This is a genomic window from uncultured Ruminococcus sp. (assembly GCF_937915125.1).
Taxonomy (GTDB): Bacteria; Bacillota; Clostridia; order Oscillospirales; family Ruminococcaceae; genus Ruminococcus_C.
The window spans coordinates 1-17731 of sequence record NZ_CALDMP010000024.1; the positions used below are offsets into that span (position 1 = coordinate 1).

Here is a 17731-nt window from a genome sequence, read left to right on the forward strand (position 1 = left end):
ATCTGACGAAAAATCTGACGGCGCATCTGACGCACAATCTTTGTGCGGTATTACCTTGATATTCGATCAGGCTCCCCTGAAAGGGGAGCTGGCAGTGCGCAGCACTGACTGAGGGGTGAAACGGTATCTGTCAACCCCTCCACCAGCTTCGCTGGTTCCCCTCCACTTTCAGAGGAGGCAAATTACCGTATGTTGAATTAAGGGAGAATCACGCCTATGATGAATCTGACTGACATGAAAACCGTAAAATCACTGCTGGCAAAGCACGGCTTTCATTTTTCCAAGAAGCTGGGACAGAATTTCCTCATCGACCCATCTGTCTGCCCACGGATTGCTGAGCTGGGAAATGCTGCGCCGGGATATGGGGTATTGGAGATCGGCCCCGGCATTGGTACTCTGACACAGCAGCTGGCACTTCACGCAGAACGGGTGACCTCGGTGGAACTGGATCAGCGGCTGCTGCCGATTCTGCAGGAGACGGTGGGGGAGTTTGACAATCTCCACGTGCTCCACGGGGATATCCTGGATTTTGATATTCCGAAGCTTCTGGCACAGGAATTCCCCGGACTGCGTGTGGCAGTCTGCGCCAACCTGCCCTATTATATCACCACCCCCATCCTCATGCATCTTCTGGAAAGCGGTGCACCTGTGGATACCATTACCGTCATGGTGCAAAAGGAAGTGGCGGAAAAGCTACAGGCGAAAGTGGGCACCAGAGATTCCGGCGCCATTACGGTGGCAGTGAATTATTACGGCACAGCGGAACTGTTGTTTCCTGTACAGCGGGACAGCTTTTTGCCGCCGCCCAATGTGGATTCCGCTGTGCTCCAGATTCGAGTGGAACAGCGTTATGCCCACTTGACAGATAATCCCACCCACTTCTTCGCCATGGTAAAGCAGGGCTTCTCCCAGCGGCGCAAGACCCTGGTGAATGCCCTTTCGGCGACCATGCACTATGAGAAATCACGCCTGATTGGGGTACTCCGGGAGCTGGAACTGCCCGAGACGGTGCGTATGGAGAATCTTACCATGGAACAGCTCATCGCCCTGAGTAACCGCCTTTGTCAGGTGGATGCCGGGGAATCCAATTGAGGATGCATCGTGTGGTATATGTTGGGGCGAACTTTGTTCGCCCGTAAATAACCGGAGAATGTCCGGCGGGCGACCAATGGTCGCCCCTACAATTGCACCGGATTTACGTGATTGTGAGGAGGCAGGGATACAGACGCAGAAGCCTCCCCTGAAAGGGGAGGGGAACCGCCGTCAGGCGGTGGAGGGGTACACTTCGACAGAAAAACCATAAAATTTTCAGAAATTGCAAAAAAGCACTGGACAAAATCTTTGAAATGTGGTATAATATCTAGAAATGAATCCTTTAAGTTGATCCCGTGAGGTTGACAAGGCGTTTCGAAAATAAGGCATGTCCTTTTTATGCAATTTGAATGCAGTTATTGTAAGCGCTTACCTGTCACAAGTGGGTAAGTGCTTTTTTTGAACCTTTTTGAGCCGGCATAAGGCTCTTTTAGGAGGTGCACATGGAGAAAAAAGCAATGATCATGGATGAAAATGCCATGAGACGTGCGGTTGCCCGGATCACCTATGAGATCCTGGAACGCAACCGCGGTGCAGAGGGACTTTGCATTGTGGGAATCCTGTCCCGGGGCGTGGTGCTTGCGGAACGGATCGCCCGGAAAATCTATGAACTGGAAAAGGTACAGGTGGAGTTCGGTGCGCTGGATATTACACCCTACCGGGACGATCGGACTGCCGATCCGTCCCACTGCGCCAGAAGTACCATTGACTTCCCGGTGCAGGACAAGCGTGTGGTCATTGTGGACGATGTTCTCTACACCGGACGCAGCTGCCGTGCTGCCATAGATGCCATTCTTGCCATCGGCAGACCCCAGTGTATGCAGCTTGCGGTACTGGTGGACAGGGGACACCGGGAGCTTCCCATCCGTCCCGATTATATCGGCAAGAACGTACCCACGGCGCAGACGGAAATGGTTCGTGTCTCCGTGACGGAGATCGACGGTATCGACTGCGTGGAAATCTATCAGAATACACCGGAGGAGGATACACCATGAAGCAGACCATACGCATTGAGAATATCCGGATCGTGCAGAATACCGTGCTGCCAAGGTGCGATATGCTCATCCGGGACGGAAAGATCGCAAAGCTGGGACAGGCGCTGACGGATGCCGCAGATCTGGTCATTGACGGCTCACGCCTTACGGCACTGCCGGGACTGTTTGATATGCACGTGCATCTCCGTGACCCCGGACAGACCCACAAGGAGGATATCCTCACTGGTGCAGCCGCAGCCCTTGCCGGCGGTATCACCGGCGTTGCCTGTATGCCCAATACTTCCCCTGCCATCGACAGTGTGGAAACAGTACGCTATATCCGTGAAAAAGCTGCACAGACCGGCGTGGATGTACACCCGGTGGGATGCATTACCAAGGGCTTGCAAGGCGAGACTATGTGCGATTATGCCGCACTGAAAGATGCCGGCATCTGCGCTGTCTCCGATGACGGCAGACCGGTGGAATGCGCTGAGACCATGCGGACGGCGCTGATTCGGGCACATGAACTGGGTATCCCGGTGATCTCCCACTGTGAGGATTTGTCCATTATTGCCGGCGGTATCGTGAACCGGGGACTGGCTTCGGAAACCCTGGGCGTCAAGGGCATGGACAGGGCTTCGGAGGACTATATCACCGCACGGGAGATCATCCTTGCGGCATCCACCGATACTCCCATTCACATTGCCCACGTGAGCACAAAGGGCAGCGTGGAGATCATCCGTCAGGCAAAGGCACACGGCGTTAAAGTTACCTGTGAGACCTGCCCCCACTACTTCCTCATGACGGAGGAGGCTGTGCTGGGACGGGATGCGGATTATCGTATGAATCCGCCCCTGCGTACCGAAGCCGACCGCAGGGCAGTGCTGGAGGGCGTGCTGGACGGCACCATTGATTGTATCGTCACAGACCACGCACCTCATGCGCCGGAGGAAAAGGCAGACTTTACACATGCACCCAATGGTGTGATCGGTATGGAAACGTCCCTGGCGGCATCCCTGAAGCTGGTGCATGCCGGATACATGACACTGCCTCAGTTGGTGGAACGTATGGCAATTCGTCCGAGACAGATTCTGGGACTGCCTCAGGTGCAGATCGCTGTGGGCGCACGGGCTGACCTGACGCTGGTGGATACGGAGTATGCATGGACGGTGGAACCGGAAAAAATGCACTCCAAGGCACGGAATGTGATCTGGAAGGGTAAGACACTCGTGGGAAAGCCTGTGTATACCATCACCGACGGCGTTGTGCGCTATCAGGATATGGAGTATCACGTGTAACAACGTATCAATAAAATAAAGAATTGAAAGGAATCATGCTATGTCATTGGATAGATTGATCAAGCGGATCGATGAACTGAAAAATCCCTCTGTCGCCGGGCTGGATCCTCGTCTGGAATATGTCCCCCGGTTTATACAGGATGCCTGCTTTGTGAAATATGGCCGCACCCTGGAGGGCGCTGCTGCTGCACTCCTGGAATTCAACAAGGCGCTCATTGACGCACTGTACGATGTGGTGCCTGCCATCAAGCCACAGGCGGCGTACTATGAAATGTACGGCTGGCAGGGCGTGCGCACGCTGGCGGAGACCATCCGCTATGCCCAGGAAAAGGGCATGTTCGTTATGACAGACGGCAAGCGCAATGATATCGGCGCTACCATGACCGCTTATGCCACGGCACATCTGGGAAAAACCGATGTGGACGGCATATCCCTGGATGCCTTCGGCGCAGACGCACTCACCGTAAACGGCTATCTGGGTACGGACGGTATTCAGCCCCTGCTGGATATGTGTGCACAGTATGACAAGGGTATCTTTGTACTGGCAAAGACATCGAACCCCTCCAGCGGAGAACTCCAGGACAGAGAGATCGATGGAAAGCCTGTCTATGAGATCATGGGCGAAATGTGCGAGAACTGGGGTGCAGATCAGATCGGTGCCTATGGCTATTCTTCCGTAGGTGCAGTGGTAGGTGCGACCTATCCGGAACAGCTGGCTGCACTGCGGAAAAAGCTGCCCCATACCATGTTCCTGGTGCCGGGCTATGGCGCACAGGGCGGCGGTGCACAGGGTGTTGCCGGGGCATTTGATGCAGACGGCAGAGGAGCTGTTGTAAATTCTTCCCGTGCCATTATGTGCGCCTGGAAGAAAGAGCCGGACTGTCCCGAAACAGATTTCGCACAGGCGGCAAGAAGAGAAGCCATTCGGATGCGTGACGATATTACGGCGTATCTTTAATTGATAGGAAAGGACTGGTGTCATGTCATTATTGGAGCGAGGCGACAAGGCCTATCTGCTTCTGGCAGACGGAACAATTTTTGAGGGCCTGCATTTCGGTGTAAAGGGAACCGTGATCGGTGAGGTCGTGTTTACGACGGGTATGACTGCCTATCAGGAAACACTGACGGATCCCAGCTATTTTGGACAGCTGGTCACACAGACATTTCCGCTGATCGGAAATTATGGAGTCAATCAGGCAGACAATGAGTCTGCACGTTCCTATATCGGGGGCTATATTGTGCGGGAATGGTGCAATACACCGTCTAATTTCCGCATGGAGGGCGATATTGACGCATTTCTGAAAGAACAGAATATCGTGGGTATCTACAATATTGATACCCGGAAGCTGACACGTATCATCCGGGAAGTGGGCGTGATGAACGGCGTTATTACCACAGAAGATGTCTACGCCAAGAAAGACGAACTCCTGGAACAGGTACGCAGCTATGTGATCCGGGATGCCATCAAGACCGTTACTAGTACAGAGCCGAGAACCTACAGCGAGGGGACACCGAAATACAGAGTGGCACTCTACGATTTCGGCTATAAGCGCAATATCCGCAACGAACTGGTGAAGCGTGGATGCGAGGTCATCGTACTCCCGGCAACTACGACTGCAAAGGAATTGCTGGAACTGAAACCCGATGGCATTATGCTGTCCAACGGCCCGGGAGACCCTTCGGAAAATCAGGCGGTCATTGACAATGTCCGTGAGATCGCCGCACTGGGTATCCCCATCTTCGGCATCTGTCTGGGACACCAGCTTCTGGCACTGTCTCAGGGATGTAGGACGGAAAAGCTGAAATATGGTCACCGTGGGGCAAATCAGCCTGTCATTGACCTCAATAGCCACCGTACCTATGTCACCAGCCAGAATCACGGCTATGCCGTTGTAGGAGAGAGTCTCGACCCGGCTGTGGGCACGGTTTCCCATATCAATGCAAACGACCAGACCTGCGAGGGCATCCGGTATCATAAGATCAATGCGTTCACCGTCCAGTTCCATCCCGAGGCACACGGCGGACCGCTGGATACCGCTTATTTGTTTGATGAATTCACCTCTGTGATGGAAAAGGAGAAGAAGTAAGTTATGCCATTGAGAAATGATATCAAAAAGGTTCTCGTCATCGGCTCCGGCCCGATCATCATCGGACAGGCGGCTGAGTTTGACTATGCAGGCACTCAGGCGTGCCGTGCCCTGAAACAGGAGGGGCTGGAGGTCGTCCTCATTAACTCCAATCCGGCAACCATCATGACCGACAAGGCCATGGCGGATAAGGTGTATATCGAGCCGTTGACACTGGATGTGGTGAAGCGTATCATCCAGATCGAAAAGCCCGACAGCCTTCTCTCCACCATGGGCGGTCAGACTGGTCTGACCTTGTCCATGCAGCTGGCAGAGGAGGGATTCCTGGAGGCAAACGGCGTAAAGCTTCTGGGTGCTGACCCCCTGACCATCCACAAGGCAGAGGATCGCCAGGCATTCAAGGATACCATGGAAAAAATCAACCAGCCCTGCATTCCCTCGAAAGTCGTGGAGACCATTGAGGACGCTGTGGCATTTGCTGAGACCATCGGCTATCCGGTGATTGTCCGTCCTGCATTCACACTGGGCGGTACTGGCGGCGGTATTGCGGACAATGAGGAAATGCTCCGGGATATTACAAAGAACGGTCTGCGTCTTTCGCCCATTACCCAGGTACTCATTGAGAAGTGCATCAGCGGCTGGAAGGAGATTGAGTTCGAGGTCATCCGTGACCGCAAGGGCAATGTGATCACCGTCTGCTCCATGGAGAACTTTGACCCCGTTGGCGTACACACCGGCGACAGCATTGTTATTGCGCCGGCTGTGACACTGACAGACCGGGAATACCAGATGCTCCGTACTGCGGCGCTGGATATTATTTCCGAGCTGAAAGTCGAGGGCGGCTGCAACTGTCAGTTTGCACTGCATCCCACCAGTATGGACTATGCTGTCATTGAAGTAAATCCCCGTGTGTCCCGTTCTTCCGCACTGGCTTCCAAGGCGACAGGCTATCCCATTGCAAAGGTTGCCGCAAGAATCGCCATCGGCTATACCCTGGACGAGATCATCAATCAGGTCACCGGAAAAACCTATGCCTGCTTTGAGCCGGCACTGGACTATGTGGTGGTCAAGTATCCCAAGTGGGCGTTCGATAAGTTCGTCTATGCAAAGCGTACCCTGGGTACTCAGATGAAGGCAACCGGTGAGGTCATGGCAATCGGTACCAGCTTCGAACAGGCAATCATGAAGGCTGTCCGTTCCACAGAGCTGGGCGTGGATTCCATGAATATGAAGAAGTACGAGGAGATGCCCCTGGAAGAGATCATGGAGCGTCTGAATGTAGTGGACGATGAGCGTGCTTTCCAGCTGTACGAGGCATTGAAGCGTGGTGTACCCGTAGAAAAGCTCCACGAGCTGACCATGGTGGACTGCTGGTTCCTGAACAAGCTGCTGAATCTGGTGGAACTGGAACGGGAAATGGCAGAGAAGCCGCTCACTGAGGAGCTGTATCTTCTGGCGAAGCAGTATGGCTATCTGGATGCCACCATCGAGCGTATTTCCGGCAAGAAATGCCCCATGCACCGCCATGCGGTATACAAAATGGTTGACACCTGTGCTGGGGAATTCAAGGCGGAAACACCCTATTTCTACTCCACCTATGACGATGAAAACGAGGCAGAGGAATTCATTGAACGTCAGAACAGCGGCAAGAAAAAGGTCATTGTATTTGGCTCCGGTCCCATCCGTATCGGTCAGGGCATCGAGTTCGACTACTGCTCCGTACACTGCGTATGGACGCTGAAAGAAATGGGCTGCGAGGCAGTCATTTGCAACAATAACCCGGAGACAGTTTCCACGGACTTCGACACCGGCGACCGCCTGTATTTCGACCCCCTCACCAAGGAGGACGTTGCCAATATTATCAACACCGAAAAGCCCTATGGCGTTGTGGTACAGTTCGGCGGTCAGACTGCCATTAAGCTGACACGCTATCTGGCTGATATGGGCGTCAATATTCTGGGTACTTCCGCAGATGATATCGATGCCGCTGAGGACAGAGAACGCTTTGATGAAGTACTGGAGAAGTGCGGCATTCCGAGACCTGCCGGTCTGACGGTCATGACGACAGAAGAAGCACTCCAGGCTGCCAATACCCTGGGATATCCCGTGCTCATGCGTCCGTCCTACGTGCTGGGCGGTCAGAATATGATCATTGCCCACTCGGACAAGGATATCGTGGAATATATGGCGATTATTACCAGCCACATGATCGAAAACCCTGTGCTCATTGACAAGTATATGATGGGTACAGAGGTTGAGGTGGATGCCATTTGTGACGGCAAGGACTTCCTGATTCCGGGGATTATGGAACACGTAGAGCGTGCAGGCGTCCACTCTGGTGACTCCATTTCCATCTATCCGGCACAAAACCTGAGCGAGTCCATCACCGACACCATCGTCCGCTATACCGGACTTCTGGCAAAGGAACTCCATGCAGTGGGTCTCATCAACATCCAGTATGTGGTATACAACAACGAGGTCTATGTCATTGAGGTGAACCCACGTTCGTCCCGAACTGTGCCCTATATCAGCAAGGTGACAGGTATCCCCATGGTGGATATCGCCACAAAGATCATGCTGGGCGAGACACTGGAGAGCCTGGGCTACAAGCCGGGACTGCACCCCAAGGGCAAGTATGTTGCCGTAAAGGTGCCTGTATTCAGCTTCGAGAAGCTTCAGGATGTGGATACTATGCTGGGGCCGGAAATGAAGTCCACTGGTGAGTGCCTGGGTATTGCCACCAATCTGGAGGATGCGCTGCTCAAGGGGCTGATCGCTGCCGGCTACGACCTGAAAAAGGAGGGCGGCGTGCTCCTGTCCGTCCGTGACAGCGACAAGCAGGAGATCATTGCCATTGCGGATAAGTTCGCACGTATGGGCTTTGAGCTGTATGGTACAAGCGGTACAGCGGCTGTGCTGAATCACAATATGATCGCCACCAACCTGGTGAAGAAGATCTCCGACGGCGAACCCAATACCATCTCACTGCTGGAAAGCGGCAAGATTCACTATATGATCTCCACCTCGGCAAAAGGACGTCTCCCGGCACGTGACAGCGTAAAGATGCGCCGGAAGTCCGTGGAACGCTCCATCTGCTGTCTCACTGCCATTGATACGGCTTCGGCTCTGGCAAATGTGCTGGAATCCGGCAGAAGTATCGATGATGTGGAAATGGTGGATATTACAAAGATATAAGGAAAACCCCTCCACCATTGCTGCGCAATGGTCCCCCTCCCCTTTCAGGGGAGGCTGTATATGAAATCGTTGTGAATCCCTCCACCATTGCTGCGCAATGGTCCCCCTCCCCTTTCAGGGGAGGCTGTATCTGAATTGAAATCAAAATTACCGTGGCGGACGGGAAGATTTCCCGCCCGTCATTTTAATAGATGAAGGGAGTTGTATGGTTATGGCATATACCCAGATGCTTGCGCCGGTTCTGGAAAAACAGGCGCTTGCTGGCAATATTTATCGCATGGTGCTCCTGTGTCCTGCCATTGCAGAAGGGGCAGTGCCGGGACAATTTGTCCATCTGCTGCCTGTTGGATGTACCCTGCGCCGTCCCATTTCCATTTGTGAGATCAACCGGGAAAAGGGAACGCTTACCATTGTATTTGAAGTCAAGGGCGCCGGAACGGATGCCCTCGCCAATGTACGCACCGGGGAAAATCTGGACGTCCTGGGACCTCTGGGACACGGTTTCACCATTCTGCCTGAGGCAAAGCGTGTGATCCTGGTGGGCGGCGGTATCGGCAATCCGCCCATGCTGTCCCTTGCCCAGGTTTATGGTGCACGTGCAGCGGCGATCTGCGGATTCCGCAGCGCATCGGTGGTGACACTGCAACAGGCATTCCAGAGGACAGGGGCGCAGACCATTCTCTGTACAGACGACGGCACTGCGGGACGTCATGCCCTTGTGACAGAACCGTTGAAAGAACTTCTCGCCGATGGCGGTGCAGACATGGTCTATGCCTGCGGCCCCAGACCTATGCTGAAATTCGTGGCAGCTGCGGCAAAGGATGCGGGCGTAGCCTGTGAGGTATCCATGGAGGAACGCATGGGCTGCGGCATTGGTGCATGTCTGGTCTGTGCCTGTCAGCTGGAACGTGAGGGCAAGTCTGTCATGGGGCATGTCTGCAAGGACGGCCCGGTATTTCCTGCAGAGGAGGTTGTGTGGTAATGGCAAAATTATCGGTAGACGTGGCTGGGGTCACGCTGAAAAACCCCATTATTCCGGCGTCCGGCGTGTTCGGCTACGGCAGGGAATACGAAGAGCTGTTTCCGCTGTCCAAACTGGGCGGTATTGCAACAAAGGGTACCACAGGTCAGCCCCGTCCGGGAAATCCTGCCCCTCGTATTGCAGAAACACCCAGCGGCATGCTCAATTCCGTGGGATTGCAGAATCCCGGCATTGATGCCTTTCTGGAGAAAGAACTGCCCAATCTGTTGACAAAGGATACGGTGATTCTGGCGAATATCGCCGGCTCTACCATTGAGGAGTGCGTGTCCATTGCCCAGAAGTTGGATGCAACGGATGTGCATATGATCGAGCTGAATATTTCCTGCCCCAATGTGAAGCAGGGCGGTGCGGCATTCGGTGTCCACTGCGACAGTGCGGAAGCCATTACGGCAGCCGTGCGCAAGGCTACCACAAAGCCCCTTATCGTAAAGCTGTCCCCCAATGTGACAAGCATTACGGACATTGCAAAGGCTGTGGAATCCGCCGGAGCAGATGCCGTTTCCCTCATTAACACAGTACTGGGCATGCGTATCAATATCGAGACAAAGCGTCCCATTCTCCGGAACAATGTGGGCGGTATGTCCGGTCCTGCTGTGTTCCCTCTGGCAGTGCGTATGGTATGGCAGACAGCCCAGGCGGTCTCCATTCCCGTCATTGGCATGGGCGGCGTGGCAAGCGGCGCAGATGCCATTGAAATGATGATGGCTGGTGCAAGTGCTGTACAGGTCGGCGCTGCCATATTCACCGACCCTCTGGCACCGGTGCATATCATCGAGGAAATGGACGCCTGGCTGGATGCCCACGGGGTGGACGATGTGCGGCAGATCATCGGCACTGTCCAGCCCTGGTCATGAGGACGGCGCAATGATTATTTTAGGCGTGGATTTCGGCGATACGAGAACCGGTCTTGCGGTATGCGACCGGGGAGAATTTCTGGCATCGCCGGCAGGAGTCATTACGGAACGGGATTTTGACCAGTGCATGAGAAAGGTCGCCGCCGCCGCAAAGGAACACCGTGCGGAGCTGATTGTGGTGGGATATCCCAAGAATATGAACAATACCATCGGTGCACGTGGGGAACTGTGCCAGCAGTTCGCCCTGGGACTGGGGGAGATGACAGGCATTCCTGTACAGCTTTGGGACGAACGCTGTACCACAGTCTCTGCCCATGCCTGCCTCAATGTGACCAATACCCGTGGAAAAAAGCGGAAAGCCGTGGTGGATGCCGTGGCGGCGACCATTATTCTGGAGAGCTTTCTGGCGTATCGGAAGAATACACGGGGTTGAGGTTTCCATTTGTCGGGGTATGTAGGGGCGGATATTATCCGCCCGTAAATTCCCGGTGGATATCCGATGGATGTATGCGGATGAACAATTTGCAGACGAATAATTTGCGGGCGAACAATGTTCGCCCCTACATTGCAATGTTACCGTTGGTTTTACCTGTTACCCATATGGAACGGATACATTTTGTAGGGGCGACCATTGGTCGCCCGTTGTGTTTGTCCGAAAATCGGTACATACCTCGGCGGGCGGATGATATCCGCCCCTACAATGGGGCTGCGTTGTATTTCAGAATCACAAAACGGCGATACCATCTCATTGGTGCCGCCGTTTTTTTATTGCTGCTTTGCGGATTCGGTCTCTTCTTCCTCGGATTCCAGCCTGCATAACACGTTTTTTGCGGCAATGGCTGCGATGGTATCGGCGATCTGGGTCAGGATCGCTGCCGCTGCCGCCTGTGCCTCCGGCGTTTCGAACTGGGCGGCGATGGCTGTTGCAATGGCGTTGATCGCCGCAGAAAACCGCAGATCCTCACAGAATGCACTGCCCTTCATGCAGACACCTCCCTCTGTCAGCATATGTGAAAGGGGAGCGAAGTGTGCCATCATCTTGCCGTCAGACGATAATTCCGTCCGGTATCCGGGCTGATCTGTACCACAAATGTGCCGTTTCCGCACCGTTCCCGGATGCGCCCGGCAAGGGCAGCGTCCAGGCGCAGCAGTTCCTGCAACAAAATCTCGCTGGAGAGAATGGTGCGCTTTCCCGATGCATATCTGCCGTTGATGATCTCAAAGGCAATGTCCAGCTCTTTCCGAGGGTTGCTGGTTTTCAGAAAATCGTCAATATAGAGCGCCTCCCAGCCCATGAGCTTCCGGAAACAATCCTCCCGTTTCTGAAAGCTCTGCATTTCCCGGCAGATGTCACGCCACATGGTGTACTGTATCTGCACCCCACGCTTCAGCAAGACACCGCAGACTGCTGTGCAGAGATGGGTCTTTCCTGCGCCGGACTGCCCGGAGATGTACAGCCATGGACTGTCCGGCGTTCTGGTATATTCCTGTGCCGTCTGCTTCGCCTGTTCCTGCCAGGGCGTTTCACAGCGATAGCGCTCAAAGGTCATGCGCTCCAGTGCACCCGACAAGCCGGACTGTTCGATATTCCGCAGGCATCGCCGTATTTTCAGACATTTGCACTCCCTGTGTATCTCATAGCCATCCTCCAGCACGGAGATATAGCCCTTGTTCCTGCATATGCGGCAGTCATAGCCCTTGAGATTTCCCTCTGTTTCGTTGTACCGTGCTACCCACTGGCGCAGGCTGTCCTCCGGGTCAACCGGCTCAGATGAGACCGTCAGTGCACCATTGCTGCTTATCGGCATTTTGATATGTTCCATTGTGTTCCTCCATTTCCACTTCCGCTGCATAGGATGCGTCCAGATAATCCACATAGCCGCTGTTGAAGAACGTGCTGCCGTTCTGCCAGTGCTGCCAGTCCGGCTTGCTTTTCTTATAGCGTTCCAGTGCCCGGTGCATCTCTGCATAACCGATCTTGCTGATGGCATCCAGAGATTTTGCGGTTACTCTGGCTTTGCCTTTTTTGTTGGGATATTCCGCCCACAGACGTTCGAAGAATGTGCATGTGCAGTATGTTTCTTTCTTATGTTTCTTTCTATTGTTTCTTTCTTGGTCAACTGTATGGGAGATACTGATATCTCCTGTATGGGATACACCTGTATCTACCGTATGGGAAATACACTGTACAGGAGATACACCATGGGGAGATACCCATCGCTGCCAATCTTTTTGTACCTTGATTTGCTGCGGATTATTTCGCTTTGCTGGAATAATCTCCACCATATTCATTTCTTTTAATTGCCGCAGTCCTTTGTATACGACCTGTGGCGAGGTGTTCATTGCCTTTGCAATATATGATAGTGACATGGGAGCATAATTCCGCTGAAAGCCATATGTTCTGCGCATGATAAACAGCATGATGCCATACTGTGTACTTGTGGGCTTGAAATGAATTAACTGCTCCAGCAATTCGTTTGCAATTGCCGTGAACCCGTTCTCCTTCTGGGGATTTGCCATGAGTTTCTCCTTTCTGTCCGGGGCGGTTTCTTCGGAGAAGAAAAAAGTCCTCTCATAAATAGCCCCGCAGAGGGCAAAAGTTGCACGCCCACGTGCAACTATGAACGAGAATTTACACAAAATCTGAAGAAAGTTTCCAGTATTGGGTGAACTTCTCAGCGAAACAGCAAAACTGGAAAAATTGCCAGGGGAGGAACGGCAAAAAAATACGGCATCCCAGTGAACCCGGAAATGCCTATAAAAAACTTTTTGTGTTTTCTTGTTAAAAGGTATATTCTATCCAATATCTTTTTTCAAATAAAATTCTTGACAAACATATGCTCTTGTGCTATAATTAAAGAACAGGCGTGACATGGATCACATGAAGCGCTTGCAAAAAATAGATCTGGGTGTGGCGCAGTTGGTAGCGTGCTACCTTGGGGTGGTAGAGGCCGCCCGTTCAAGTCGGGTCACTCAGACCAGTTAAAACCGCGTGATTTCGGATGTTTTCCGGGATTGCGCGGTTTTGGTTTTTGTAATATAATTTTAATTTGTGCGCCGTTTGTGCGCCAACGTTTCAAAAACAGACGAAAAGGCACAACAGAATACAACAAAAGAACCGCCGCCGAAGCTGTCACGCTCCGGGGCGGTTTGTTTTATTATGTCATACATGAAAACGCACAACTCCAAAGAGCAGGGCGTTACATAGATGGAACGAGGTGGGGTGACGTATCCCACATCTCCTACGGTGTTACCCGGGTGGCGGCTGCCTGTTCCGCCCTCAGCGTTCTATCAATCCCAGTTGATCGCATCATGAGAAACAAACTCAGTTTCCCCAGCTGTACTTGCCAATGCTTCTAATTCGTCTGGTTCTGGTTCTTCTGCGGGAATGAATTTCAGAACAAGCTTATACAGCAGTTCTAATTCATCATTTGGTACACTGTCATTGACAAGATGACAAATCATTTCTCTTGTGGACATAGCTTTTTCACCTCACAGTTTATCATATGCGTTCCCACGAGGGAGAACATCATGAATCAAAATTGTTTCCGATGTCATTTCAAATATAATGCGATAATCACCGATACGCAGACGAAATGCAATCGGCACAACCCCTTGAAGTCGTTTGATATCTCCGCACGGAATCGCTTCTATACCGGTTTTGATTCTGTGTTTGGTTGCTTTATCAAGCTTAGATATATGTTTTTCAGCTTTCTTGGTATATATGATATCCATTATTCCGGCGTTTCCTCCTGCTCTGCCTGTTTCTGCATCGGCGCAAAGCCGTCTCTTTTCAGCTGGGCATTGATTGCCTGACTGACATATCCGTTGATGCTGCCGCCTGCCTGCTTGTCTGCAGCGGCTTTTATGGTTGCCTTGCTGCCTTTCGGCACTCTAACCTTTATTTCATCATAATTATTCTTCATATACTTTGCAACGGCTTTTTGTTGCGCCTTGCTTGCTGGTGCCATAGTATCGCCCCTTTCTACATACTATTATACAATAAAATTCTATCGGGGTCAATATACAAAATAAACAATATATCGGGTACAAGTTTGTTCACTCTGTCTATTGAAATATCGGGTACGATATGCTATAATATACACAGTGAAAGCCACAGATCAGGCGAAAACGCCTACCAGCTTTCACCCAAAAGAAAAGCCCTCTCACAATACGCCGACCAAAGCTTGCGAGAGAGCACACACAAATAGACAGCTTACGCCGCCATGCTCTTGTATGATAGCACCGGAGCGGCTGGGCTGTCAAGTATCTGGAAAGGAAGTTTTTGAAAATGTCAGATGTAGAGTATATGTCGGTTGCTGTTTTCGTGGGGCGTTCTGCAACGTTCCACAATCCAAAAAGAAACACACTGCTTGATAGTATCTTGTTCAGGGTGGAAGAATTCAGAAATATTTTATTTAGCGAAAAAGAGGACGTAAACGGCAAGTATTACAAGCATATTGACATGGACATTCTGAGATGGATTGCATACGGTGATAGAATACCGCGTAAATGGTCGGCGTGCTGGAGGATGATATACAGCAAATCAATGGGCTATGATGAAAGATACCACAAATATGCCGACCCGGAAAACGAAGATTTCCAGCGTGTGCGGGCTTGCGCTGCTGCTTATCTGGAGCAGATAGACAATACTGCAACACAGGCAGAAGAAACACGTGTTTCAGTGCTGCGGATGCACCGGAACAAGGAACTTGACACGCAAATAACGCCGGTTCTGAAACTGCGTGAATTGCAGCGAGAGGGCTTCACAGCAAACGACTGCCGCCAGTTCTGCTATTACGGTTACATGATGGGAGTACGCGCAGAACGGAAACGCCGGAGAAGGGCAGCACAAAACTGAATACATACCACAAGCGGCAGGCTTTCGGGCTTGCCGTTTTTTCTTTTGTTCACGTGCTGCGCCGTTTTGTATCATTTTTCAAGCCTCAACATTTTTCAACATTCATGATGAAAGCAAAGAATTTCTCTCTGTTCGCTCTCTGTTCGCCCACAACGCCCCTGCGCGCCCGCCTGAGCCGTTTTTCCTGCTCATGTGGATAGTTTTACCCCTCAATCTTTCCGGCTGTCTGCTGGGCTTCTACGGTGCTTATATGGCATATGAACCGCATACGGCGCAGAACCTGAAAAAACACCGTGCTTTCTGGAAATCCTGGAGCGGTCCTTTTCCAAAACTTCGGAATTATTCAGATGCAAGCAGCCTCTAAAGTCAGACAGAATTATTTTTTCAGAATCCCACGCAAAACAGCCATATTCCGCAGATAGTCATATAAAAAGCTTTAGGATCCTTTATAGGTCAGCACACAGAAAACCGGCTGCAAGTACACGCCTGCAACCGGTTATTTCTATTGATTTTCGCCCAGATAGGCGCTGTAAAGCGTTGCCTGATACTTGCCATAGCTGATATACTCGCCATGTGCCTGCCGTTCCCGCAGTTCCTGCACCAGCTGGAAATATTCCGGACGGCTCTCCAGACGCTGCACGCTGTTCCACTGGCTGTGTGCCTTGTATTCCCTGTAAAGCTGCTGGAGTACCGGAGACCGCCGCAGATTCCGCAGCCCTGCCGACTTGAACCCGGCTACATTCTGATAGCTGCACCCCCAGCGGCTTGCGATCTCCTGCAAAGTCAATCCCTCGAAGTAGAACAGCGTCACCGCTTCTCGCTCCCGCTGGGGCAGTCTTGCCACGGCATCCCACACCGACCGGCGTTCCTCATCCTGCTCAAGCTGGTCAAGTACGTCCGCTTCTATATCCGTATCACATGGCAGCACGTCCCCAAGTGTGGCGGTCTCATCTTCGCCTAAAATGGGCTTGTCCATACTGACAGCACTGTCCAGTGGTTCCCGCTTGCTGGTTCTTGTATGGGTCAGTTCTGCCAGCATGGTCTTGAATGGATAAGTCAGATGGCTGGAAAACTTTACGCCTGATTCCGGCTTGTACCCTCTGAGAGCGTCCAGAAACGCCATATAGCAGCCTTGCCGGATGTCGGATAATTCTACACCATGGCGTTTGAAAGCGTCTGTGCGTGCCGTGTAGGCTCTCTGTGCTTTCATATAGAGGATATCTTTCACTTTGTCCCACAGCACCGGGACAAGTTCGCCGTTGTCCGGGTCTTGTGCCAGTGATGCAAGTTGTTCGTTTGTCATGATCTCGCCTTTCTGGTCGGCATTATTTCGCTGTCAATCGGTGATTTCTTCCTGTGTTCTTGCTGATCTGTACCACAAATGTGCCGTTTCCGCATCGTTCCCGGATGCGCCCGGCAAGGGCAGCGTCCAGGCGCAGCAGTTCCTGCAACAAAATCTCGCTGGAGAGAATGGTGCGCTTTCCCGATGCATATCTGCCGTTGATGATCTCAAAGGCAATGTCCAGCTCTTTCCGAGGGTTGCTGGTTTTCAGAAAATCGTCAATATAGAGCGCCTCCCAGCCCATGAGCTTCCGGAAACAATCCTCCCGTTTCTGAAAGCTCTGCATTTCCCGGCAGATGTCACGCCACATGGTGTACTGTACCTGTACCACACGTTTTAGCAATACGCCGCAGACTGCCGTGCATAGATGGGTTTTTCCTGCACCGGATTGCCCGGACAGGTACAGCCATGGACTGCCCAGCGCTCTTGTATATTCCTGTGCCGTCTGTTTTGCCTGTTCCTGCCACGGTTCACTGCATTGATAGCTGTCAAAGGTCATGCGCTCCAGCGCATCAGATAACCCTGATTTTTGGATATTCTGCAGGCATTGCCGTATTTTCAGACAATTGCACGCCTTGTGTGTCTCGTAGCCATCCTCCAGCACTGCAACCGCTTTTCGTATCTCCGCTTCGTCTATGTTTGCCACTTCTCCTCCTCCTTTTCCGTTTGTTCTGCTTCTGCCAGATACGCCGCATCCAGATAATCCAGATATCCGCTGTTGAAGAACGTGCTTCCATGCTGCCATTGCTGCCATTCCGGCTTATCTGCCTTGTATCGTTCCAGTGCACGATGCATCTCTTCATAGCCGATCTTGTTCATAGCTTCCATGGATTTCTTGGAAACTCTGGCTTTGCCTTTTTTGTTCGGGTACTCATTCCACAGGGATTCGAAGAATGCGCATGCGCAATATTCTTGTTTTATATCTTGTTTTATACCTCAATCCGTAAAACTCACCACTAAAAAACATCAACGCAACCAGAAGTGTA

The 17731-nt window shown here is 52.1% G+C and carries 19 protein-coding genes and 1 tRNA gene; 11 read left to right on the plus strand and 9 right to left on the minus strand.

Annotated features, from left to right (window positions below; translation table 11 throughout):
• The first annotated feature begins 216 nt into the window (after positions 1 to 216).
• From rsmA to ruvX, 9 genes are all read left to right on the plus strand, one after another.
• Positions 217 to 1092 carry a 16S rRNA (adenine(1518)-N(6)/adenine(1519)-N(6))-dimethyltransferase RsmA gene (rsmA, locus tag Q0418_RS02610; protein WP_298481986.1) on the plus strand — a complete coding sequence of 292 codons (876 nt, stop codon included), beginning with the start codon at positions 217 to 219 and terminating at the stop codon, positions 1090 to 1092.
• Between the two features lie 443 nt (positions 1093 to 1535).
• Entirely contained in the window at positions 1536 to 2087 is a 552-nt protein-coding gene (gene pyrR / locus Q0418_RS02615; RefSeq protein ID WP_298481987.1) for a bifunctional pyr operon transcriptional regulator/uracil phosphoribosyltransferase PyrR, read from the plus strand.
• A complete protein-coding gene (locus Q0418_RS02620; RefSeq protein ID WP_298481988.1) occupies positions 2084 to 3364 on the plus strand; it encodes a dihydroorotase in 1281 nt (426 codons plus the stop codon). Before pyrR ends, Q0418_RS02620 begins: the two co-directional genes overlap by 4 nt.
• 40 nt (positions 3365 to 3404) lie before the next feature.
• Positions 3405 to 4322: an orotidine-5'-phosphate decarboxylase gene (gene pyrF / locus Q0418_RS02625; RefSeq protein WP_298481989.1), complete on the plus strand. Its 918-nt coding sequence runs from the start codon at positions 3405 to 3407 to the stop codon at positions 4320 to 4322.
• A 22-nt stretch (positions 4323 to 4344) separates the two neighbouring features.
• Positions 4345 to 5451 carry a carbamoyl phosphate synthase small subunit gene (locus Q0418_RS02630; protein ID WP_298481990.1) on the plus strand — a complete coding sequence of 369 codons (1107 nt, stop codon included), beginning with the start codon at positions 4345 to 4347 and terminating at the stop codon, positions 5449 to 5451.
• A gap of 3 nt (positions 5452 to 5454) precedes the next feature.
• Complete coding sequence (gene carB, locus Q0418_RS02635) at positions 5455 to 8646, plus strand: carbamoyl-phosphate synthase large subunit (RefSeq protein ID WP_298481991.1); 3192 nt, start codon at positions 5455 to 5457, stop codon at positions 8644 to 8646.
• Between the two features lie 211 nt (positions 8647 to 8857).
• Positions 8858 to 9628: a dihydroorotate dehydrogenase electron transfer subunit gene (locus Q0418_RS02640; RefSeq protein ID WP_298481992.1), complete on the plus strand. Its 771-nt coding sequence runs from the start codon at positions 8858 to 8860 to the stop codon at positions 9626 to 9628.
• Complete coding sequence (locus Q0418_RS02645; RefSeq protein ID WP_298481993.1) at positions 9628 to 10542, plus strand: dihydroorotate dehydrogenase; 915 nt, start codon at positions 9628 to 9630, stop codon at positions 10540 to 10542. Before Q0418_RS02640 ends, Q0418_RS02645 begins: the two co-directional genes overlap by 1 nt.
• A gap of 10 nt (positions 10543 to 10552) precedes the next feature.
• Entirely contained in the window at positions 10553 to 10975 is a 423-nt protein-coding gene (gene ruvX / locus Q0418_RS02650; RefSeq protein ID WP_298481994.1) for a Holliday junction resolvase RuvX, read from the plus strand.
• Between the two features lie 332 nt (positions 10976 to 11307).
• Here the strand turns inward: ruvX and Q0418_RS02655 are convergent, their stop codons facing one another.
• Genes Q0418_RS02655 through Q0418_RS02665 form a run of 3 tightly spaced genes read right to left on the minus strand, consistent with a single transcriptional unit; the run spans position 11308 to position 13062 of the window.
• Complete coding sequence (locus tag Q0418_RS02655; protein WP_298481995.1) at positions 11308 to 11526, minus strand: hypothetical protein; 219 nt, start codon at positions 11524 to 11526, stop codon at positions 11308 to 11310.
• Positions 11527 to 11576: 50 nt separating this feature from the next.
• Positions 11577 to 12365: an ATP-binding protein gene (locus Q0418_RS02660; protein ID WP_298481996.1), complete on the minus strand. Its 789-nt coding sequence runs from the start codon at positions 12363 to 12365 to the stop codon at positions 11577 to 11579.
• Positions 12310 to 13062: a replication protein gene (locus tag Q0418_RS02665; protein WP_298481997.1), complete on the minus strand. Its 753-nt coding sequence runs from the start codon at positions 13060 to 13062 to the stop codon at positions 12310 to 12312. The genes Q0418_RS02660 and Q0418_RS02665 overlap by 56 nt, the downstream gene beginning before the upstream one ends.
• 385 nt (positions 13063 to 13447) lie before the next feature.
• On the opposite strand from Q0418_RS02665, the gene Q0418_RS02670 reads away from it, so the two are divergent.
• Positions 13448 to 13523 (plus strand) — tRNA-Pro (locus tag Q0418_RS02670).
• Positions 13524 to 13833: 310 nt separating this feature from the next.
• Here the strand turns inward: Q0418_RS02670 and Q0418_RS02675 are convergent.
• From Q0418_RS02675 to Q0418_RS02685, 3 genes are read right to left on the minus strand one after another with little or no spacing between them, the layout of a single operon-like run.
• Positions 13834 to 14022, minus strand: a complete 189-nt coding sequence (locus Q0418_RS02675; RefSeq protein WP_298481998.1) for a hypothetical protein — start codon at positions 14020 to 14022, stop codon at positions 13834 to 13836.
• A 12-nt stretch (positions 14023 to 14034) separates the two neighbouring features.
• Positions 14035 to 14277 (minus strand): type II toxin-antitoxin system RelE/ParE family toxin, encoded by a 243-nt coding sequence (locus Q0418_RS02680; RefSeq protein ID WP_298481999.1) that lies wholly within the window; start codon positions 14275 to 14277, stop codon positions 14035 to 14037.
• Positions 14277 to 14513 carry an ABC transporter ATP-binding protein gene (locus Q0418_RS02685; protein ID WP_298482001.1) on the minus strand — a complete coding sequence of 79 codons (237 nt, stop codon included), beginning with the start codon at positions 14511 to 14513 and terminating at the stop codon, positions 14277 to 14279. Before Q0418_RS02685 ends, Q0418_RS02680 begins: the two co-directional genes overlap by 1 nt.
• Before the next feature lie 560 nt (positions 14514 to 15073).
• On the opposite strand from Q0418_RS02685, the gene Q0418_RS02690 reads away from it, so the two are divergent.
• Positions 15074 to 15403 carry a hypothetical protein gene (locus Q0418_RS02690; RefSeq protein WP_298482002.1) on the plus strand — a complete coding sequence of 110 codons (330 nt, stop codon included), beginning with the start codon at positions 15074 to 15076 and terminating at the stop codon, positions 15401 to 15403.
• Between the two features lie 502 nt (positions 15404 to 15905).
• Here Q0418_RS02690 and Q0418_RS02695 read toward each other — a convergent pair.
• From Q0418_RS02695 to Q0418_RS02705, 3 genes are read right to left on the minus strand one after another with little or no spacing between them, the layout of a single operon-like run.
• Entirely contained in the window at positions 15906 to 16706 is an 801-nt protein-coding gene (locus Q0418_RS02695; protein WP_298482004.1) for a sigma-70 family RNA polymerase sigma factor, read from the minus strand.
• A 22-nt stretch (positions 16707 to 16728) separates the two neighbouring features.
• A complete protein-coding gene (locus Q0418_RS02700; protein ID WP_298482006.1) occupies positions 16729 to 17391 on the minus strand; it encodes a DnaA ATPase domain-containing protein in 663 nt (220 codons plus the stop codon).
• Complete coding sequence (locus tag Q0418_RS02705; protein WP_298482008.1) at positions 17379 to 17573, minus strand: hypothetical protein; 195 nt, start codon at positions 17571 to 17573, stop codon at positions 17379 to 17381. The genes Q0418_RS02700 and Q0418_RS02705 overlap by 13 nt, the downstream gene beginning before the upstream one ends.
• Positions 17574 to 17731 lie beyond the last annotated feature (158 nt).